At 69.9% G+C, this 21,027-nt stretch carries 12 protein-coding genes and 2 pseudogenes; 4 read left to right on the top strand and 10 right to left on the bottom strand.

From position 1 onward, the window contains the following. Positions 1 to 29: 29 nt before the first annotated feature. Both IE107_RS15745 and IE107_RS15740 read right to left on the bottom strand, forming a co-directional pair. Positions 30 to 2,984: an NACHT domain-containing protein gene (locus tag IE107_RS15745; protein ID WP_189544383.1), complete on the bottom strand. Its 2,955-nt coding sequence runs from the start codon at positions 2,982 to 2,984 to the stop codon at positions 30 to 32. Next, the gene (locus IE107_RS15740) at positions 2,981 to 3,397 is read right to left on the bottom strand and encodes a hypothetical protein (protein ID WP_189544382.1); all 417 of its coding nucleotides are present in this window, start codon (positions 3,395 to 3,397) and stop codon (positions 2,981 to 2,983) included. The genes IE107_RS15745 and IE107_RS15740 overlap by 4 nt, the downstream gene beginning before the upstream one ends. Positions 3,398 to 3,657: 260 nt before the next feature. On the opposite strand from IE107_RS15740, the pseudogene IE107_RS34900 reads away from it, so the two are divergent. Next, positions 3,658 to 3,914 (top strand): annotated as a pseudogene (locus tag IE107_RS34900) (cytochrome P450); the annotation flags it as partial. Between the two features lie 159 nt (positions 3,915 to 4,073). On the opposite strand, the gene IE107_RS15735 reads toward IE107_RS34900, so the two are convergent. The 8 genes from IE107_RS15735 to IE107_RS15700 all read right to left on the bottom strand — a co-directional run bounded on the left by IE107_RS15735 (position 4,074) and on the right by IE107_RS15700 (position 16,107). After that, positions 4,074 to 4,733 carry an HAD family hydrolase gene (locus IE107_RS15735; RefSeq protein WP_229866969.1) on the bottom strand — a complete coding sequence of 220 codons (660 nt, stop codon included), beginning with the start codon at positions 4,731 to 4,733 and terminating at the stop codon, positions 4,074 to 4,076. 33 nt (positions 4,734 to 4,766) lie between these two features. Then, a complete protein-coding gene (locus IE107_RS15730) occupies positions 4,767 to 7,808 on the bottom strand; it encodes an alpha-mannosidase (RefSeq protein ID WP_189544381.1) in 3,042 nt (1,013 codons plus the stop codon). A 19-nt stretch (positions 7,809 to 7,827) separates the two neighbouring features. After that, positions 7,828 to 9,573 (bottom strand): glycoside hydrolase family 35 protein, encoded by a 1,746-nt coding sequence (locus IE107_RS15725; RefSeq protein ID WP_189544380.1) that lies wholly within the window; start codon positions 9,571 to 9,573, stop codon positions 7,828 to 7,830. A gap of 37 nt (positions 9,574 to 9,610) precedes the next feature. After that, on the bottom strand, positions 9,611 to 11,548 hold the full coding sequence (locus tag IE107_RS15720; RefSeq protein ID WP_229866967.1) for a glycoside hydrolase family 5 protein: 1,938 nt from the start codon (positions 11,546 to 11,548) through the stop codon (positions 9,611 to 9,613). Positions 11,549 to 11,619: 71 nt separating this feature from the next. Further along, the gene (locus tag IE107_RS15715; RefSeq protein ID WP_189544379.1) at positions 11,620 to 12,465 is read right to left on the bottom strand and encodes a carbohydrate ABC transporter permease; all 846 of its coding nucleotides are present in this window, start codon (positions 12,463 to 12,465) and stop codon (positions 11,620 to 11,622) included. Positions 12,466 to 12,472: 7 nt separating this feature from the next. Next, on the bottom strand, positions 12,473 to 13,477 hold the full coding sequence (locus IE107_RS15710) for a carbohydrate ABC transporter permease (RefSeq protein ID WP_189544378.1): 1,005 nt from the start codon (positions 13,475 to 13,477) through the stop codon (positions 12,473 to 12,475). Positions 13,478 to 13,482: 5 nt separating this feature from the next. Continuing rightward, entirely contained in the window at positions 13,483 to 14,766 is a 1,284-nt protein-coding gene (locus IE107_RS15705) for an ABC transporter substrate-binding protein (RefSeq protein WP_189544377.1), read from the bottom strand. A 141-nt stretch (positions 14,767 to 14,907) separates the two neighbouring features. Continuing rightward, complete coding sequence (locus IE107_RS15700) at positions 14,908 to 16,107, bottom strand: ROK family transcriptional regulator (protein ID WP_229866966.1); 1,200 nt, start codon at positions 16,105 to 16,107, stop codon at positions 14,908 to 14,910. 175 nt (positions 16,108 to 16,282) lie between these two features. On the opposite strand from IE107_RS15700, the gene IE107_RS15695 reads away from it, so the two are divergent. From IE107_RS15695 to IE107_RS35920, 3 genes and pseudogenes are all read left to right on the top strand, one after another. Continuing rightward, complete coding sequence (locus IE107_RS15695) at positions 16,283 to 18,409, top strand: alpha-galactosidase (protein WP_229866965.1); 2,127 nt, start codon at positions 16,283 to 16,285, stop codon at positions 18,407 to 18,409. A 59-nt stretch (positions 18,410 to 18,468) separates the two neighbouring features. Then, positions 18,469 to 19,323, top strand: a complete 855-nt coding sequence (locus tag IE107_RS15690) for an alkaline phosphatase family protein (protein ID WP_189544374.1) — start codon at positions 18,469 to 18,471, stop codon at positions 19,321 to 19,323. A gap of 18 nt (positions 19,324 to 19,341) precedes the next feature. After that, positions 19,342 to 20,379 (top strand): annotated as a pseudogene (locus tag IE107_RS35920) (alpha-galactosidase); the annotation flags it as partial. Between the last annotated feature and the right edge of the window lie 648 nt (positions 20,380 to 21,027).

The following is a 21,027-nucleotide window of genomic DNA, read 5'->3' as shown; positions in this document are numbered from 1 at the left end:
AGTGGCCGCCTCCCGACGCTGACTCCGCCCTACGGTGAAGCCCCTGATTGTGGGAGCGCGGCGGCGAGCTTCCGCTCGACGGTGCGGGCCAGGTTCTGTGTAATCCGTGTGCTGCGAGCGTAACCCTGCTTATCGCCCCACATTATGCCGCTCATCTCATAGCTGATGGTCAACAGCAGGTTATCCACCCGGAGGGTGGTCTCGACCCGCGGGCGATCTTCGCTGTACTTCACGACGGAGACGGCCTCGTCGCCCAGTCCAGTTGGGTACGTGGTGTGCTCAGGGACGACAAGCGCGACGCCGGCTTCGTCGTCGAAGTCCTTGTCGGCCTGCTGCACCGCGGTAAGCGTCAAGGTGGGTCGGTGCAGTCTGACGCTGATCTCCACGCTGGGATCTCCGGCAGTCGCTGTGCCGACGCTCCAGGAGCACTTCCTCACATCGAAGCCGCCGTAGTCTTCCTCGGACGGCTCTCCGCTGGGGTCCGGGACGACCTTCCGCAGGGCCTCACGGTCGACCAGTTCACAGGCAGGGGCGACCGTCTTGTACGGCCCGGCCTCCCTGTACGGTCCGGACTCGGCGTTCAATGAACCCATGTCCCACCACATCGCAATCGATCCGACGATGATGATGCATCCGGAAATGAAGCTGAGGGCAGACCGGGAGTTCTCGATTGGTGAGCTGTTCGACGGCACCCGAGCCGGGGCGCGCTGATCCCCGGCCAGCGCGGCCAGTCGTTCCTGGAGCCGCGAGTGCCGGAACTGGTAGGTGGCGCCGGACTGGCGCAGTACGCCGAGACGGTGGGCATCCGCGAGGAGGCGGAGCACGTTCCATGGAAGCTTCCCCGCGCCCCACAGCCACGCTCTGGCCACGCCGAACCCACACCAGGCCGACGACGATGCTCCGAGCACGGCGAGAGCGACGAGCATGACGACGAACGTGATGGCCCAGGTGCCCGGTCGGGCGGAATAGAGGGGCCACATCGGGGCAATCCCTGCGAAGATTACGAGCCAGGCTGCTCTCCGAACCGCCGAGCCTCCTGCCAATATGTTGACGAGGCCCAACGACACCAAGGTCGCCAGTCGGTCTTCGCTCAGCGTCCGCTCTGGGCCGCGTGTGACCGCACTGCTTGTGCGGTCACGAAGATCGTCGAGGAGCTCTCGCACCGTCTGCTGGCTACCGGCCTTGGGTCGAGGCCTCTTTCGGCGCAGAATCCAGCGGCCGGCGGAGAAGCCCCAGGCCGCTACTACGAAGATTGCCTGGAACAGCAAGGAGTCCGAAAGTCGGTCATACAGAAGCCACCCTCCGAGCACCGCCACCGCGGCAAGCACGGGCCGGGCCATCCGTGCCGGCTCGATAAGCGGGATATGCCGCGGTGAGGGCGCCCCGGAGTCGAACACCACATCGGCGACCGATAGCAGACAGAGCACACCGAACGGGACCCAGACCGGCATCTCGATGCCGAACCAGGAGGTCGGCCGGTCGGCCTGCCACCGTAGAAGAGCGGTGACCGCACCCAGCGCCAGCGTTGCCCCCACCACCCGGGCCACTCTCGGGGCCGCCGGGCTCAGCCGCCACCATGCCAGGTCTTGGGTGTCCAAAGAATTGAGGCGCTGGGCCAGGAACGCCAGCCATCGTGTGGTCTGCTCCGAGTGATCGGTGACCGCCGGGACGAACTGGTCCAGCAGGTGGTCTTCGATTGCCGCTCGAGTGGGAAAGCGGCGGTGGTCCAGAAGCTCCGCGGGATCACGGGATGTGTCGCTGTAGGTGATACGGGCCAGACCGGTCATCAATGGGGTCATCAGCACGTTTCGCAGCTTCAGTACTTGCAGGTCACGCGGGTGCTCGCTCAGCCGGGTGTACACCGGGTCCCATTTGGTGGCCACAGTACGGCCGGCGACCAGCTTCCGTGTCGTGCGTCGCAGATAGTTCACCGACTCCTGCACGCTCAGTGGCTCCACACGTACCGCCGCCGTTGCCGGCAGTACGATGTCGGCCAGTATGACGGCAGCCTCGTACTCATCGACCCTGCTGGTGAGCAGGAAAGGATCTGCCTCGCCGAGCGAGGCGCGAAGTCTGCGCAGAGCATGATGCCGGGTGGCTGCGCTCATCTCGTCGAAGCCGTCCAGTACGGGTAACAGCCTGCCCGCTCGAAGGAGTTCAGTGGCGACCGTCTCGCCGGACACTGCCCGTCCGGCAAGTGCCGGGTGGTCGGCCGCCAGGCGCCCGGCTGCCCAGGACTCCAGATCCTGCGCCACCGGGTCCCATGAGGCCATGGGAAGGAGTACGGGGACACGGTCGCTCGGCTCGGCCACCCGCAGATGCTCGTAGGCGAAGCGCAGCGCGAGTACGGACTTGCCCGCCCCAGCTTGGCCAAGAATGAGCAATCGGCCGGAAGGGATCCTGGCATAAACCTCGTTGAGGGTGCTGCTGCCCGAGAGATCCAGCGATGCATCACGCCCGTCGTTCGTGCGGATGTTCATCCAGTGATCCCCAAACTCCTCCGCGTTGACCCAACGCACCGGCAGCGGAGCCGGATGCTGGAGTCTGCGAAGTTTCATCTCGCGATCCCACAGCACACCCAGTTCGCGTGCGAGTTGTTCGACGGCCACTTCGAGCTGCCGGTCCAGGCGGCGTGCGAGCCCCGGGCTTCGCCGGAGCCGCGCCTGGCGCCAGCGCCGAACAGCAGGCTTCAGCAGCGGGCCTGCGAGCACGACACAGGTCATGCCCGCCAGCAGGAGCAGTCCTCGGGTCCAGCCGTAGGCGTCGTACCCCACCCATACCAGGGCGACGCCTGTTATCAGCGTGCAGAACGGCGCAAGCATCCGCGCGAGAGCGCGGCCGGACCCCCGGACAGGCACCTGATCACGGTCGGCCCGGTCCGTAATGACGTTGATGTACTGGTCCCTGAGCGCCATGTAAATGCGGGCGTTGTCGTGGGCGTGAGCTTCCTGATGGGGGTCCGGCTCTCCCGCGGGGGTGTTCATGCACCAGTGATGTGCTGGTCCCTGCCCGACATGTAGACGCGGGAGTTGTCGTGGGTCTCCGCCTTCATGACGACCGACGCGACCCGGGTCCGCTCAGTGTCGGACAGCACAGGGCCAAGATGATCGTCCAGCAGCAGCCGCAGTTCGGCGGCAAGGCCGGGGTCGTCGGCGAGGAACTGTTGGAAATGCATCCGCCAGGCCCCGGCCAGCGCCTGCTCGGTGTCCTCGTCGTCCGCGTCACGTGCGGCAAGCACCTGTGTGCGCAGGACGTCCAGCTCTGCTCCCACGCCGTCGGCGTGGTCCGGGCGTATCCGGCGCCACATCGCCACCGTCGCGGTCCTCGCCTGCAGCCAGGCATCCGTTGCCATGGCGCTCACCAAGGCGGTTCCCGCCGCCGCCACGATCGGATCCATCCCCCACCCCCTACGCATAGCGCTCCGAAGAACAATGTAGAGGAGCTGAGGCGCACTTGGGGCATCTCCCCGGCAATATGGGACGACGCAACCGGCGGCCGTCGACTGGCGTGGCTGTGGCCAGGATTTCGTCGCCGAAGGCCTGACCACACTCATCTGGGGCTGGCACTTGTTCCTTCACAAGAGTTGCCGCTGCCACCTGGCCGTATCCCGTTCCTGGAGTCCTCATTGGTTCTCGTGGCAGCGGCCTGGTTCTGGCGGACTGGCACGGTCACAACGCCGACCTCTTCGACGCCACCCGGACCACCAAGGATCACCTGGCCTTCGGCCACGGCGTCCACCACTGCCTCGGCGCCCCCTCGCCCGCCTCGAAGTCGCCGCCGTCCTGCGTCAGCTGTTCACGCGCTTTCCCGATGCCCGACTCGCGGTACCCGCCGGGGAACTGCAACCTCTGCCGGCCTTGATCAGCGACGGGCACGTGACCCTGCCCGTTCGTCTGCGGCCGGTCGCCCCGTAGTGGCTCCACCGAGCGGCATCACCCAGCACCTCGTACGCGGGCTCACGACCACCGAGCACGGCTCCGGCCTGGGCACCCAAAGCTGGGTCATGGAACACTCGTTCGCCCATCTGCACTGGTTGCGCCGCCTGCGGATCAGCGGGGAGATACGCGACCACATCACAGCTCGGCGGCGAGTCGACGGAGCAGGCCGAGGTCCACGTCCAGCAGGCTGCGTGTCACTGTCCGACGCGGTGCCGGGGCGACGGGCGTGAGCGAGGGTACGGCGAGCACCGCGCAGCCGGCCGCCTCCGCGGACTCGACGCCGGTCGGGCTGTCCTCGACTGCGACGCAGGCGGTCGGGTCGGTGCCGAGGGCGGCCAGTGCCGCCCGGTAGGGGTCTGGAAAGGGCTTGGTGCGCGGGGTCTCACCGGCGGCTACGGAGGTGCTGAACCAGTGCCGCCCGAGGACATCGAGGACGGTGTCCACGACGGGCCGGGGCGAGGCCGAGACCAGCGCCGTGGCCACGCCCCCGGTCCGGAGCGCCGAGAGGAGCTCGACGGCCCCGGGCAAGGGGACGACCTGCCCGCGTACGAGTTCCGTGAAGCGCCGTTCGAGCGCCGTGCCGAGCCGGGCCGTCTCGGCACGGCCGTCCGCGCGGTGGGCGAGATGGGCGGCGCTGTCCTCGATCGAGCGGCCGAGGACGAACGGGAGGTCCGCGTCGGTGAGGTCGAGACCGAGGCCGAGAGCCTCGGTCTCGACCGTCCGCAGCCAGAGCCGCTCGGTGTCGACGAGTGTGCCGTCCATGTCGAAGAGGACTGCCTGGAGTTCGGTGGACACGGAGTCTCCCTGGTGGTGTCGGTCGTGCGTCCGTCAGGTACGGGCCCGGATCCCGATCCGGAGGGTGCGGATCTCGAACGGGCGCAGCGCGAGGTGAATCGACCTGCTCTGCGGCGTGCCGGGCCGGGTGGGTTCGGATCCGTCCAGGGGGCGTTCGAGGAGGTCCGTCCCGGTCACGGCGTCCCACGGGACGGCAATGGTCAGCGCGGTCCGGGCACGTCCGCCGTGGGCTTCGTAGAGCCGGACGACGAGGTCGCCGGAGCGGTCGTCGGCGAGCTTGACGGCCTCGATGACGACGGCCTCGTTGTCCGTGGTGACGAGGGGGGCCACCTCCGCCGCCCCGGGGACGGAGCGCTCCGGGAGGTTGAAGGCGTACCCCTCGCGTACCGCGTCGGCGATGTCGGCGCCCAGGACGAGGCCGTAGCGCAGGCGGTGTCTTCCCTGGTCGGCGTCGGGGTCGGGGAAGCGGGGGGCGCGCAGCAGGGAGAGGCGTACGGTCGTGGTCGTGTCGCCGTCCTGGCGTACATCGCGGGTGACGTCGTGGCCGTACGTCGAATCGTTGACCAGGGCGGCGCCCCAGTCGTTCTCGCCCACGTGCAGGTAGCGGTGGGCACAGATCTCGAACTTGGCCGCGTCCCAGCTGGTGTTGGTGTGGGTGGGGCGTTTGACGTGTCCGAAGGGGATCTCGGCGCTGGAGTGGTCGGCGCGCAGATCGAGCGGGAACGCGGCCTTGAGGAGCTTCTCCTTCTCGCGCCAGTCGATCTCGGTCTCGATGTCGAGCCGCCGGGAGCCCTGGCGCAGCGACAGGAACTGCTCGATCCGGGAGTCGCCGAAGGTTCTGACGATCCGGACGCCTTCGGGCTCGGCGCGCAGGACGTCGGCCTCGGTGAGGTCCTGGACGGTGTTGCGGTAGAACTCGTCGATGTCCCAGGCGTCGTACTCGTTGGGGAAGTCCTGGTGCAGCTGGAGAAGGTTGGCCGCGGCGCCCGGGGCGAGGGCCTCACGGTCGGCCGTCAGGTCGATCGCCGAGGTGATCAGACCGCGGGCGTCGATCTCGATCTTCACGAGGTTGTTGTCGAGGACGAAGCCGTTCCCGGACCGCACCGGCCCGACCGCGGGTTGGACGGGCGTGGTGCGGACGGTCGCGCCGAGGGCGGGGAGGCCGCCGCGGGCATGCGGTGCGGAGTTGAAGACGACGGTCCGCTCCCCCTCGCCGGCCAGCGCACGCTGGGCCGAGGAGACGATCCCGTCCAGCTCGCCGAGGACCTCGGTGTAGGTCTGCTCGGCCTCTCGGTGCACCCATGCGATGGAGGATCCGGGCAGGATGTCGTGGAACTGGTGCAGCAGCACGGTCTTCCACAGCCGGTCGAGCGCATCGTACGGGTAGGGGACGCCCGCGCACACCGTCGCTGTGGCCGACCAGAGTTCGGCCTCGCGCAGCAGGTGTTCGCTGCGCCGGTTGCCCTGCTTGGTGCGCAGCTGGCTGGTGAGCGTTCCGCGGTGGAATTCCAGGTACAGCTCTCCCACCCACACCGGGGCGTCGGGGTATTCGGCCTCGGCGCGGGTGAAGAATTCCGCAGGAGGCTCGATGACCACCCGGGGCGAACCCTCCAGGCTGCTCAGGCGCGCGGCACGGGCCAGCATCTCGCGGGTGGGGCCGCCGCCGCCGTCGCCGTATCCGAACGGGAGGAGTGAGCTGCCGGCCGCGCCCTTGTCCTGGAAGTTGCTGACGGCGTGGGCGAGTTCGGCACCGGTGAGTTCGGCGTTGTACGTGTCGACGGGCGGGAAGTGGCTGAAGATGCGGGTGCCGTCGATGCCCTCCCAGCGGAACGTGTGGTGCGGGAACTTGTTGGTGGTGTTCCAGGAGATCTTCTGAGTGAGGAACCAGCGCACACCGGCCAGTTTCATCAGCTGCGGCATGGCCGCGTTGTAGCCGAAGGTGTCGGGCAGCCACATCTCCTGGGTCTCGACACCGAATTCCTCGGCGTAGAACCGCTTGCCGTGGATCAGTTGCCGCGCGAAGGCCTCGCCGCCGGTGATGTTGGTGTCGGGCTCCACCCACAGGCTGCCGACCGGCAGGAACTGACCGTTCCGCGCCTTCTCCTGGACGCGGGCGTACACCTCGGGGCGCTTCTCCTTCAGCCAGGCCAGCTGCTGGGCCTGGGACATGGCGAAGCGGAAGTCCGGGTGGTCGCCCATGAGGTGGGTGACGTTGGAGACCGTGCGGGCGACCTTGCGGACGGCCTCGCGCAGCGGCCACAGCCAGGCGGTGTCGATGTGGGCGTGTCCGACGGCGGAGATGCGGTGGGCGCTGGGGGCGGCCGGGGCCGACAGGGCCGGACGGAGGATCTCGCGGGCGGCGGGCGCACTGGTGGAGACGGACTGGAGGTCGACGGCGTCCAGGGCCCGGTCGATCGTCTGCAGGAGCTGCCAGCGCCGGGGGTCGGCCTCGGGGAGCGCGTGCATCAGCTCACCGAGCACGTCCAGGTCCTGGGCGAGTTCCCAGACCTCGGCGTCGAAGACGGCGAGGTCCAGACGGAGCAGCTGGTACAGCGTGTCACCGGCGTGCCCGCTCCCGGTCGTCCATGAGGGCAGGCCTCCGAGGGAGGTCGGCATGTGGCTGTCGCAGAGGGCCGGGTTGGCGGCGGCCTCGATGTAGTACGTGAACTCCTCACCCCCTCGTGCCGGGTCGGCGATCGGCACCCAGCCGTTGCGGGGATTGAGCGCTTTGAGCACGGTCCCGTCAGGCCGGTGGATCAGGCCCTCGGCGGAGAAGCCGGCGCCCGTGACGTTGAAGCCGAGGTCGAGGACGGCCTCGACCCGCTGCCCGGCCCACTCCTCGGGAACCCTGCCGGTGATCTTGAACCAGCTGGTCGACCAGGCCGGCCCCCAGCGGTGCCCGACCTGGACCGGCCGGTACGGCGCGGCCAGGCCGGCGGCGACCGGCACCGGCTCGCCCGGGGCGTTCCAGATCCCGACCTGGAGCGGGACGGTCCGGGCGTGCACGGACGGTCGGATCCGCTCCGTGAGCACCCGCTTCAGGCGCTGCTCGATCAGGTGTCGCTTGCTGTGCATGGGCTGCTCCGGGCGGTTGTCAGTCCTGGGCGGGGCCGAGGTCGGGCCGGTCCCGCAGCTCTACGGTGCGGGACGCGGTGGCGTGGAGTTCGAGGACGGTGATCTCGTTGCGGCCGGGACGCAGCGCCGGCGCGGGCACGTACAGGGTGGTCTGCGGGCCCCGGGACCAGTAGCGGCCCAGCGGAAAGCCGTTGATCCAGGCGTGCCCCTTGGTCCAGCCGTCCAGGGCGAGGTATCCGTCGGCGGGCCTGCCGAGTTCGAAGAAGCCGCGGTGGAAGGCCGGGCCGACGAGGGGCGCGGCAGGGGTGAGGGTGAGGGCGTCAAGGCTGTCCAGCGGCAGCGGGCTGCTGTTCCAGTCCACGAGTTCCGCGCCGTTGACGGTGACCTGGCCGAGCAGGCCCTTGCGGTCGTGGATGCCGGGTCCGTAGTTGACCCGGCCCTGGTTCTCCACCAGGACCGCGAGCCGAGCGCCGCTCCTGGGCGAGACGAAGGCGAGGGCGTGTTCGTGGTTCTCCCGTTCCAGTACGCCGACGGGCTGCCCGTCGACGAAGACCTGGGCCCGGTCACGGACCTCACCCACACGCAGCACGGCCGGCCCCGCGGTCGGCAAATCCGTCTCGTACAGCACGAAGCCGAAGGGCTGGCCGAGCTGTTCCATGGTGAGCGGGTGGTCGGCGCGGACCGCCCGCCCGAACAGGTGGGCCTGGTCGAACAGACCTGCGCAGTGGTCGAGTTCCACGAGGGTGGGGGCGAGCTTCGGGCCGGGAGCGGGGCGGGGCTCGTCGGGGACGAGAGCGTGCCGGGCGATGACCTGGCGGAATGCCTCGTACTTGGGGGTGGGGTCGCCGGCTTCGTCGAGGAGGGCGTCGTAGTCGTAGGAGGTGGCCGTGGGGCGGTAGGTGCCCTTGTCGTTGGCTCCGTTGGTGAATCCGAAGTTGGTGCCGCCGTGGAACATGTAGATGTTGACGGAGGCACCGGCGGCGAGCAGGCGGTCGAGGTCGGCCGCCGCGTCCGCGGCGTCGCGGGTGGTGTGGACGCCGCCCCAGCGGTCGAACCAGCCGATCCAGAACTCCGAGCACATCAGGGGCCCGGTCGGCTGTATCCGGCGCAGCTGGTCGAGGCCCGCCTCGACGCGGCTGCCGAAGTTCACGGTGCGCAGCACGCCGTCCAGGCCGCCGCGGGCGAGGTCGGCGGGCTGGTCGCAGGTGAAGAGGGGGACGTCGACGCCGTGGGCGCGCAGCAGGCCGGCGAGGTCCGTGAGGTAGCCGGAGTCGTCACCGTAGGCCCCGTACTCGTTCTCCAGCTGCACCGCGATGACCGGCCCGCCGGCGGAGGACAGGTACGGCTTCAGCGGCGGGAGGAGGGCGGCGAGATAGCCGTCGACGGCTGCGAGGAAGCGGGGGTCGCGGCTGCGCAACTCGATGCCGTCCTCGGCGAGCAGCCACGAGGGCAGGCCGCCGCCCTCCCATTCGGCGCAGATGTACGGGCCGGGGCGGAGGAGGACGTGCAGGCCCTCCGCGGCGGCGAGGTCGAGGAAGCGGGGCAGGTCGAGACCTCCGTCCAGCCGGAATTCACCGGGCCGGGGGGCGTGGAGGTTCCAGGGGACGTAGGTCTCGACCGTGTTGAGTCCCAGCAGCCTCGCCTTGTGGAGCCGATCGGCCCACTGCTCCGGGTGGATGCGGAAGTAGTGCAGTCCGCCCGAGATGATGCGGAACGGGTGGTCGTCGAGACGGAATCCGTGCTCGGCGATCTCCAGTCGGGGCATGCTGGGGTGCTCCTAGGTGTGGGTGCGGAAGGGATGATCAGGCGAGCGGGCGGCAGAGCAGAGCGTCGGGAACGCCTCCGTGGTTCCACTTCCACGTGTAGGCGACGCCTGCGAGGTACTCGTTGTCGGCGCACTGGCCCTTGTAGTAGCCCGGGGCCCAGTCGCTGCCGGTCGAGCCTCCGGTGGCGGGGCGGTTGTCACCGCCGTCGAACCAGACCGCGCGGCCGGTGGTGGGCAGGGAGTCGGTTGCGGGGGCGCACAGGAGGGCTGTCATGGCGTTGTTGCGCACGCTGTGGCCGACCACGAAGGTGTTGTCGGGGCACTGGAGCTTGTTGTAGCCGCTCGCCCAGTCGCTGGTGACGTGTCGCTCGTCGGTGACGACGGTCCAGGCTCCGTTCCCCTTCGTCGGCTGGCCGGCGTCGGTGCACAGTCCTCGGCTGTCGCTGCGGCCGAGCCCGACGAGCCGCTGGCTGTCCGGGCAGTTGGCCTTGCGGTTGCCGGGGGACCAGTCCGGCTTTGCCAGCATGGTGGCGGAGACGTTGTAGTCGGCGTAGTCCAGGTTGAGCATGTTCCAGCGGGGTGCCGGGGCGATCCGGCCGGTCTTGCCGGCGGCGTTGACGAGTTTGTTCCAGTCGGTGGCGCGCCAGTCACCGGCGTCCATGACACCGATTCGTGTGCCGTTCGCACTGTAGTTGACCATGGCCCAGTTGTCCTGCGGTGTGCCGTTCGTGTCGGTCCAGCCGACCAGAGGCCAGATGGCGAAGTCGGTGTCGTTCTTCACCAGGATGTCGGTGAAGTTGGCGAACCAGGCACGTTCCTTGGCGTCGATGTCGCCGCGGCCGGCGGCGCCGAACTCGCTGATCCACACGGGTGCGGTGAAGTGCTGGCCGGACCGGGTGACGAACAGGGCCTGGTCGTCGACAACCTGGGCGAGCTGTGCGGGGGTGAGTTCCTCGTAGCGCGGGTCGTGCGTCTCGCCCGTTCCGGTGGCGCCGGTGTGGTTCGGGCCGGTGTAGCCGTAGAAGTGGGCCGCGTAGACGAGTTTGTCGGAGCGGATCAGGGTGTTGGACAGGGTGGCGACCGGTGTGAGTGTCGGGCGGCTGTGGGGGGTCACGTCGGTCGGGATGCCCTGCCAGTTGATGCCCTCCATGATGACGAGCATGTCCGGGTTGGCCTGAAGGATCTTGTTGCCGGCTTCTTCCAGGGCCTTGTTGAGGTCGTGGTCGTCGCCCCAGCCCCAGTTCGCGTCGTTCCAGGTGTCGCGGCGGACCTCGTTGCGCAGATCGGCTCCGACGACCCGCTTGTCGTTCTGGTAGCGCTTCGCCAGGAACACCCAGTCGTCGATCCACTGCTGGGTCGACTGGCCGCTGTTCCAGCGCTCGTTGCCGTCCAGGCCGCAGCAGAAACGGTAGCTGGTGGTGTGGTTGTTGAGGATGACGGCGAAACCGTCCGCGGTCAGGGCTCCGACGACGGCGTCGAGCACCTGCAACGGGGTCTTGCCCTTGAGCTGCGGGTTGGCGGCGACGGCCGAGTCCGGGACGGCGCTCGTGTCGTGGATGAGTGCGTTGGCGAAGGGGAGCCGGATGCTGTTCAGGCCCAGGGCGTGGAAGTCGGCCAGGATCTGGGCCATCGGCTTCCGGTCGAGGCCGAGCGGGATGTTGTGCGACATCTGCCTCGCCTGGTGGTTCGCCACGTCGTTGACGTCGCCGCTGCCCTGCCAGGTGCCCTGGGCGCCGGCCCAGTTGCCGGACTTGAGCTTGAACCGGTCGCCGTCGGCGTCGACGACGTACCGGTCCCGGGTGGACAGCGGGGCGGTCCATGAGGCGGCGAGCTGTGCGCCGGTGAGAGCCGGGGGCTGCGGTGCCGTCCCTGTGTCCGCCGCGGCGGCGGAGGGGGTGAGGGTGCAGAGGAGAAGCGCGGACGACGTGGCGAGGGCCGCGGTCGCGCGTCGGAGCAGGGTGATGCGAGGTGTCACGGGGAAGCTCCTTGCGGGTGGGGGACGAGTGCCTGCCTTGTGCGTGGTGTGGAACGGCGTGGTGCGGTGGATCAGCCCTTGAGGCCGCTGGTGGCGATGCCCTCGACGATGTAGCGCTGGGCGATGAGGAACATGACGACCAGGGGCGTGATGGTGACGACGGCGCCGGCGAAGAGGCCGGGCAGGTTGATGGTCTGCGAGGTGAGGAAGGTGGACAGCGCGATCTGCGCGGTCCAGGCGGACGGGTCCTGGCCGATGACCAGTGGCCACAGGAAGGAGTTCCAGCTGTCGATGAAGGACAGCGCCCCGAGCGAGGCCAGCATCGCTCCTGAGCTCGGCAGGGCGATCCGGCGGTACAGGCCGAGCCAGCCGAGGCCGTCGATTCGTCCGGCGTCTTCGATCTCGCTCGGGAACTGGAGGTAGAAGTTGCGGAACAGCAGGACCGCGAACGGATTGAAGAGGCCGGGCACGATGATGCCCCACAAGGTGTTGACGCCGCCCATGGAGCCGACGACGACGAACGTCGGTACGAAGGTGACCGAGCCGGGGATCATCAGCGTGGCCACCACCAGGGCGAGCACCACACCGCGTCCCGGGACCGGAATCCGGGCGAGAGCGTAGCCGGCCGCGGAGGCGAGGAGCGTGGAGACCGGTGCGGTGATGGCGGCGATGAGCAGCGAGTTGCCGAGGGCCGGGCCCATGGAGACCGAGGGGTCGTCGAACAGGGCGGTGAAGTTCTCGAAGTGCATCGTCGAGGGCCACCACGTCCACTCCGGCGCCGTGAGGCCCTGCGAGTCCATGAGGGAGTTGCGGAGCATCAGGTAGAAGGGCGCCAGGAAGGCCGCGGTGAGGACGCCGACGAGGAGGCCGCGGGCGAGGATGCGCGCGGATCGGGGCAGTCCGGGCAGGGTGATCATGCGCTTCTCATTCTCCGCTCCTGCCGAATCCGGTGAACCGTCCCTGAATCAGGGTCACTCCGACAATGAGGGCGGTGAGCACGAAGGCTCCGGCCGAGCCGAGGCCGTAGTTCTGGCTGCCCATGGCGGTGTTGTAGAGGTGGACCAGCGGCGTCTGTACGGGGGCCGTTCCAGTTCCGGAGAGCCCGCTGTTGAACAGGTTGTAGAACTCGTCGAAGGCCTGGAAGGCGGCGATGAACAGCAGCATCAGCACGGCGACAGACGTGTTGCGCAGCATCGGCAGCGTGATCCCCGTCAGGAGCCGCCGGCCCGACGCACCGTCGAGCGCGGCGGCCTCGTAGAGCTCCTTGGGAATGGCCTGCAGCCCGGCGAGGAAGAGCACCATGTAGAACCCGACCTGGAGCCAGAGGCGCAGCGTGACGAGGACGATCCAGTAGAGCGGTGGCGAGGTGGACTGCAACCAGGGCACCGGTTCCGCCCCGAACCATCCGCCGATCATGTTCGCGATGCCCGTCGGCAGGCCGTTGAACAGGCACATCTTCCACAGCAGTGACGCGGCGACGTACGAGACGGCCGTCGGGATGAGGAAGGTGGTGCGCAGCAGGGCCCGGCCGCGCCGGATCCGGTGCACCAGCAGGGCGAGCCCGAAGGAGGCAGCGAAGGTGACCGGCACGATGAAGGCGGTGAACAGCAGGATGTTGAGCAGCGAGTCGCGGAATGTCTGGTCGGACAGGAGGGTCTGGTAGTTGTCGAGTCCGACCCAGTGGCCGAGGGAGATGGTGCCGCGCGCGTCGCTGAGGCTGAGCAGGAAACTCCAGCCGATCGCAACGTACTTGAAGATGCCGAGCCCGATGAGCATCGGCGCGGTGAGCAGCACGAACGCGATCCAGCCGGACCGGCCGACGCGAGGCCGGCCGGGGCCGGACCGGCCGGTGCGGGCGGCGCCCCGCGGGGTGACCGCGGGGCGCCCTGCGGGCTCGGGCTGCACAGTGGTGTCGGTCGCCGAGTTCATCGGTTTCACCGGCCGAGCTGCTTGTCGATCTCGCGCTGGGCCTTCTTCACCGCGTCGGCGAGCAGCGCGGCCGGATCGCCCTTTCCGCCGACGATCTTCATTGCGGCCGCGTTGAAGGTGCTGCTCACCGCGGTGTCCCAGGTGCCCGGGTTGTGCTTCCCGTACTTCGCCGCCAGTTCCACGGTCTCCTTGGCGGCGCCGGTGGACAGCTTCTTCGCGGACGCCGCCACGGAGGTGCGCGGCGGCACGTGGAAGCCGTAGCTCTCGGCGAAGTCCCGCTGCAGGTCGGACTGTTCGACCCACAGCCACTGGGCGAACTTCTTCGCCGCGGCCACGTTCTTGCCCTTGGCATTGACGCAGCTGGTCCACCCGCCGACGCGGACGACGGGAGTGCCGCCGGCCTTGAAGGCGGGCCACGGCAGGACGCCGAAGTCGTCGCCGAGCGCGGACTGGACGGCGGGCATCGCCCACAGGCCGCACCACTGCATCGGCACGACGCCCTGAGTGAAGGCGGCGGGGTCCCACCAGTCGGTGGTGAAGCCGAGCAGCAGCGACTTGTCGTCGTGCAGCCCCTTCAGGGCGGTGATCGCCTCCAGCGCCTGGGCCGATCCGAACGCCACCTTGCCTTCGGGGGTCACGAGGTCGCCGCCGTTGGACCAGACGGCGTTGCTCGGGGAGTCGCCGATACCGTCGTTACCGACGAACAGGCCTTTGTTCTTCTTGGTGGACAGGGCCTTCGCCGCGGCGATGAGGCCGTCCAAGGTCGTGGGCGGCGTGATCCCGGCCTTGGACAGGACGCTCTTGCGGTAGTAGAGCATGATGACGTCGTCGATCATCTTGACGCCGTAGAGCTTGCCGTCGACGGTGACCGAACTGATGGCGTTGGCGTTGAAGTCGCTCTTGGCACTGCCGTACACGTCGTCGAGGGCGGCGATCTGGCCGCCGCGGACGAACCTCTCGCTGAAGTCGCCGATCTCGAAGACATCGGGGGCCGAATCGGTCAGCAGGGTCGCGTTGAGCTTGCCCGCGTAGTCGCCGGGGACCCAGGTCACCTTGACGGCTATGTCCGGGTTGGCCTTGGTGAAGGCCTTGGCGTAGCGGAGCACCGCCTGCTGGGTACCGGCCTCGCCGTAGGCGTGGTACCAGACGTTGAGGGTGGTCTTCGCTCCGGAGGCGGAGCCACCGGTCGGGTCGGTGCTGCAGGCGGTCGTCAGGACCGTTCCGGCGGCGACGAGCAGCGATCCGGTGAGGAATCCGCGTCGGCTAAGCTCGGCTCTGCGTGCGCTCATGTCGCATTTCCTTTTGTGAGGGTGTGTGTACGGGGCGGATGTGCTCCCTGGTCGGCGCCTTCGTCCGTGCTTGCCGGCAGTGGAGGGCGACGGCCAGGGAGTCGTACGCAAGGCTGCGGGGCGAGGGGGGGTGACCCTCGGTCAGCCGGCGCCGATCGTGGGGGTGGCCGCGGGCTGGGGGAAGAGGGCCTGGATGGCCACGGCCGCGCCACCGCGGGCCCACTCCTCCCAAGGCAGCGGGCGCAGTGACAGGGGGCACCGGGACGCCGCTCCGAAGGCGTGTGCGGCGTACGCCTCCTGGATGTGACGGCTGAACAGATCATAGGCGTCGACCCCTTCACCGCTGACGACGACCCGCTCCGGGCCCACGAGGTTGACCAGGGCGGCGATGCCGACCCCGATGGCCTGTCCGGCCCGGGCGAAGGCCTCGCGGGCTTCGGGACGACCCTCGCGGGCCATCTCGACGACCTCGTCGAACGTGAGGCGCGGGTTCGCGGCGGCGTCACGGACCGTCGCGAGGATCACATCGGTCGAGGCGATCGCTTCGACGCAGCCACGCGCGCCGCAGCGGCAGCGCGGTCCGGCCGGGTCGACGCAGATGTGTCCGACCTCGCCGGCGACGCCGTAGGCCCCTCGGAGGAGGTGCCCGTTGACGACGAGGGCGGAGCCGATGCCCGCGCCGATGGTGACCAGCGCGAAGTAGCCGGTTCCGATGCCTTCGCCGAACCAGTGCTCGGCGACGGTCAGGGCCCTGACGTCATTCTCGACGGTGACCGCCAGGCCGGTGGATGCGGCGAGCAGCTCGGCGAGTGGCACATCACGCCAGCCGAGCAGTCCGGAGTGACGGAGCCGTCCGCTGTCGCGGTCCACGTCGCCGTTGACCGCGACGCCGAGGTGGCGCGTACGGTCCCGGAACGCGGGGTCGGCGTCGAGGAGTTCGTCGACCAGCTCGGCGACCAGTCCGGCGACGGCCTCGGGCGTGCACACGTCGAGCGGCCGGCCGGCCGTGGCCCGGATGCCGGCCCGCAGATCGCAGACGGCGCCGAAGACCTGGTCGACGCTGATCTTCAGTCCGACGAAGTACTCCCGGTCGGGAGCGACCGCGAGCGGGTTGACCGGCCGGCCGGCACCGGGTGCGGTGCGCTCCGGCGGGAGTTCGTACAGGTAGCCGTCGTCGATGAGCGGCCTGGCCGCCTTGGTGACGGCCGTCGAGGAGAGCCCTGTCCGCCGGGCCAGTTCCACCCTGCTGAGCGGTCCCTCCGCGAGGAGCAGGGAGAGGACCGCGGTCTCGGCGGGCGCACTGACCAGAGGCCGGGAAGGCTGGGAGCGATGTCGAAACACGGGAGCAACGTAGAGCAAATAAATAACTTCTTCCAGTATTGATTTATGAGTTGGTGCCGTCCTACGCTCGGGGCCGCCTCCGTGCCTGTCCATGGCACCGGATCGCGGCGTCGGCCGTGCCCCACGCCGCCCTGGACACGACCCCGTTCTTCTCCGCATGTCAGGGGACCCATCCGTGCTAGCCACGCTCCCGCTCGTCACCTTCGATCCCGACCTCGGCCTCGCGGTCCTGTCCACCCCGAACAGCGTGTACGCCGTCCGCGTCGCCCCCGATGGCAGCCCCCGGCACCTGTATTGGGGCGCACGACTCGACACCGACTCCCTGGCCGCGCTGCCGGACCCGGTCTCCCCCGCCGCAAGCAGCTTCGAGGCGGACGCCGCCGCCGACGAACTCGCACCGCAGACCGGCGCGCGCTTCGGACCGGCCGGCCTGCAGGTCCGCTTCGCCGACGGCACCCGCGGCGCCCAGTGGCGCTTCTCCGGACACACCGTCGACGGCGGCGAGCTCCGGCTGCGCCTCGACGACCGGCACCGCCCCCTGCGGGCCGAGCTGTGCTACCGCGTCCGGCCCGGCACCGACGTCGTCGAGCGCTGGACGGAACTGACCCACACCGGAACCGCGGACGGCCCGCCCGATCCGGTCACCGTGAACCGGCTGGACTCGGCCTCCTGGACCGCTCCGGCGCTTTCCGACTACCGGCTCAGCCATCTGGTGGGCGGCTGGAACAGCGAGTTCCAGCTCCAGCGCGACCGGCTCCCCGTTGCCGAGACCGTACTGACGAGCCGTCGGGGACTCACCGGCCACCACGCGAGTCCCTGGCTGGCGCTCGATGACGGCAGCGCGAGCGAGGAGCGGGGCGAGGTGTGGAGCACCGCGCTCGCCTGGAGCGGGAGTTGGCGTGTCACGGTCCATCGCGATCCGGTCGGCCGCACCACCTGGACCGGTGGATTCGGTCACGAGGGCCTCAGTTGGACTCTGCGGCCGGGCGAGAGCCTTCGCACACCGGTGTACGCCGGCCTCTACACCCCGCACGGCTTCGGTGCGGCCGGCCGCGCCTGGCACGACTACATACGCCGACACGTACTGCCGGAGCCCGACCGGGACCGGCCGGTCCTCTACAACTCGTGGGAGGCCACCGGATTCGACGTCACCGAAGCCGGCCAGATCCGCCTTGCACACCTGGCCGCCCGGCTCGGTGCGGAGCTCTTCGTTCTGGACGACGGCTGGTTCGGCACCCGCCACGACGACCGGTCCGGGCTCGGCGACTGGACTCCCCGCCCCGAGGCCTTCCCCCGCGGACTGCGTCCGCTCGCCGACGAGGTGCACCGCCTCGGCATGGAGTTCGGGCTGTGGGTGGAACCGGAAATGGTCAACCGCGACAGCGAGTTGTACCGCGCCCATCCCGACTGGGTCGTCCACTCCCCCCACCTCGACGCGACCGAGCTCCGCAACCAACTGGTACTGAACTTCGCCCGGCCCGAGGTCGAGGCCTGGGCCCAGGAGACGCTCGACCGCCTGGTGCGCGACCACGACGTCGACTGGCTCAAGTGGGATGCCAACCGAGCTTTCACCGAGGCGGGTTGGGACGGCTGCCCCGACCCCGACCGCTTGTGGATCGATCACACCCGGGCCGTCCACCGGATCATGGACCGGCTCCGTGTCGCCCACCCCGGTCTGCGCATCGAGGCCTGCGCGGGCGGCGGCGGGCGCGTAGACCTCGGCATGATGGCCCGCACCGACCAGGCCTGGACCTCGGACAACACCGACCCGGTCGACCGGATCGGCATCCACCACGGCTTCTCTCAACTCTTCCCCGCCCAGGCCATGGCCGCGTGGGTCACCGACAGCCCCAACCCCGCCACCGGCCGGCGCACCCCCCTGCGTTTCCGCTTCCACGTCGCCATGGCCGGGGCGTTGGGGCTGGGCGGAGACCTGGCGTCCTGGTCCGACGAGGAACTCGAAGAGGCCGCCGAGCTCGTCGCCCAGTACAAGCAGATCCGTCCGCTCGTGCAGCGGGGAATCCAGCACCGCGTCGCGTCGGGCGGATCGGTGACCGCCGTGCACTACGCGGCGCCCGACGACAGCGAGCACGTGGTACTCGTCTGCCGCCCCAGCACCCGCTTCGGTCACCGGCCCGCCCCGGTGCGACTGCCCGCGCTCGACCCCGAGGCCCGCTACCTGGATCCGGACCTGAACCGGGAGTACGGCGGCGCCGTCCTGGTCCACCAGGGCATCGACCCGCGACTTCCCGTCGGCGACTACGCCAGCAGCCTGATCCGGCTCCGCCGCGTCGGCCCCTGAGCGTCGCGCCCCGCGACGCCTGATTCCCTCGCCCACCCACGAAACCTCTGGATCCGCCCATGGACACCGCCCAGGACACCGCCCGCGTACTGGTGGTCGGCATCGACGGCGTACGCCTCGACCTGCTCCCCGAACTCGACACCCCCCACCTCGACGGGATCGCCCGCGCGGGATTCCTGGCTCCTGTGGAGGTGGATCCCGGGACACCGACGATGTCCGGCCCCTGCTGGACCACCATCGTCACCGGCGTCGGCGTCACCAAGCACGGGGTGTGGGCCAACCGCTTCGACGGCAACCGTCTGGACGTCTTCCCCGACTTCACGACCCGCCTCGCCGCCGACTGCGGAAAGCGGACCTTCGCCGTCGGAGGCTGGGCACCGCTCTTCCTCGCGCAGCAGGGTGGCCCGCTCTTCGTCGCCCCCACCCGGCTCGGTTACGTCGCCCCGCGCGCGGACACCCCCGAAGCATGGGAGGAAGTGGACGACAGGGTGACCGCCGAGGCGGAACACCTTCTCGGCCTGGACGAGGAACTGCACGCCGGATTCGTCTACCTGGGCGCCGTCGACGAGACCGCCCACTTCCTCGGCTGCGGCCAGGAGTACCGCCGTTCCATCGAGGCCGCGGACCGGCGGCTCGGGCGGCTCCTCACCTCCGTACGGCAACGGTCCGGCGACGCGGCGGAGCAGTGGACGATCATCGTGGTGACGGACCACGGCCATCGCGACGAAGGAGGCCACGGGGGACGCAGCCCGCAGGAGCGAACGGCCTGGGTCGCCGCGTGCGGTCCCGGTCTGCCCGCGGGCAAGGCCCCGTCGGCCCTCCACCACTCCGACGTCGCCGCCCATGTCTACACCGCCCTCGGCATCACCCCCGACTCCCACTGGACCTTGGACGGCACCCCCTTCACCCCCTGATCCGACCGGAGGACTTCCGTGAACACCGCCCCTTCCCCACCCGCCGCGGCCGAGCCCGTCACGGCGTCGCCCTTCGACGACGACCAGTGGTGGCAGGATCCCTCCGCGCTCCGCATCGACGGTGTGACGGTCAGCGTCCGTGCCTCCGGCGGCGCTGTCGGCGCGGCCAGGGGGACGGCCCCGGGGCAGTCGTCCCTCGTGCACGTCACGGCGGGCACGGCGGTCCAGGTCACCGTCCGCCTCGATGTCCCGCTCGGCGACGCCACGGGCTTCTGGCACCCCGACGCGGGGTGGGAGCGGACGCTGCCCGCCGACTGGTCGGCCTGGCGGCCCCTGTCGCTCATCCGCTCCGCACCGGCCGGATGCCTGTACGACGCGGCGGGGCAGAGCCTGCTGGCGTTCGCCGCCGACCGCGTCGTGGGGCAGAGTCTGATCCGCTTCGGGGTGTCCGAGGAGCACAAGCGCTTCGGCGTATGGCTGCGCTTCCCGCTGGCGCCGGGCGAGAGCTGCCTCGTACGCCTCGCCACCCCCGGCGTCACCGTGGCGGCGGCGCTGCGGGAGCTGCGGGACTGGCTGACGGAGCTTTCGGCCGTACGCCTGCTGCCGGTGCCGGACTTCGCCCGTACACCGGTGTACTCGACGTGGTACGCCTTCACTCAGGACGTGAACGCGGCCGATGTCGAGGCGGAGGCCGCTCTCGCGGCCGAACTCGGCTGCGGCCAGCTCTTTCTCGACGACGGGTGGCAACTGCACGGCACCGGCCGCGGCTACGCGGGCTGCGGCGACTGGCTGCCCGATCCCGCCGAGTTCCCCGACCTGCCCGGCCATGTCAGGAAGATCCAGGGCCTGGGCCTGCGCCACATCATGTGGATCGCACCGCTGCTCCTCGGGAACCGCTCGGACGCCCACCGTGCGTGGGCGGGGCGCGCACCTCGGTACGTCCCGCATCTGGACTGTCATGTCCTCGATCCGCGCCACCGCGACGTACGCGACCACGTCGTCACCACCTGTCGCACACTCGTCGAGGAGAACCATCTCGACGGACTCAAGCTCGACTTCCTGGACGAGGTGATGGCCTACGCGGACACCCCGCCGTGCAGTGCGCGGGAGCCGGGCTACATCGCCGACGTCGGGCAGGCCCTGGCCGAGCTTCTGACCCGGCTGCGCGACGACCTGCGCTCCCTGCGCGGGGACGACGTGGTCCTGGAACTGCGCCAGCCCTACACCGGACCGGCCATGACCACATTCGCCAACGCCCTGCGTGCGTCGGACTGTCCGGCCGACCCCGTCGCCAACCGCGTGCGGACCCTGGATGTCGCGCTGCTCGCCCCGGGCGGCGTCGTGCACTCCGACATGCTGATGTGGGACCCGGACGCGACACCCGAGACCGTCGCCCGGCACGTCCACGGCGCTCTGCACGCGGTCCCCCAGATCTCCACCCGCCTCTCCCTGCTCTCCCCCGGCCACCGGGACACCCTCGCCGAGTGCGCGCGTCGACGAACGCCCCTCATACGGCAGGAGGCAGCCCTCCGAAGTGACATGGGTGACCGGGCCGTTCGCGGCGCCGTTCGGTCCAGTTCCTCGCGGCCCGCCGGGCCCAGAAGGATGCCGTGGATGCCGAGGTCGTCGCGGCAGGCGCCCTCGCCGGCACGGTCCAGCGCGACCAGTACGTCCAGGCAGCGGGCGGCGTCACGGTGGGCCTCG

The organism is Streptomyces gelaticus, assembly GCF_014649535.1.
Classification (GTDB): Bacteria; Actinomycetota; Actinomycetes; order Streptomycetales; family Streptomycetaceae; genus Streptomyces; species Streptomyces gelaticus.
This window is presented reverse-complemented; position numbering and strand designations above follow the sequence as displayed.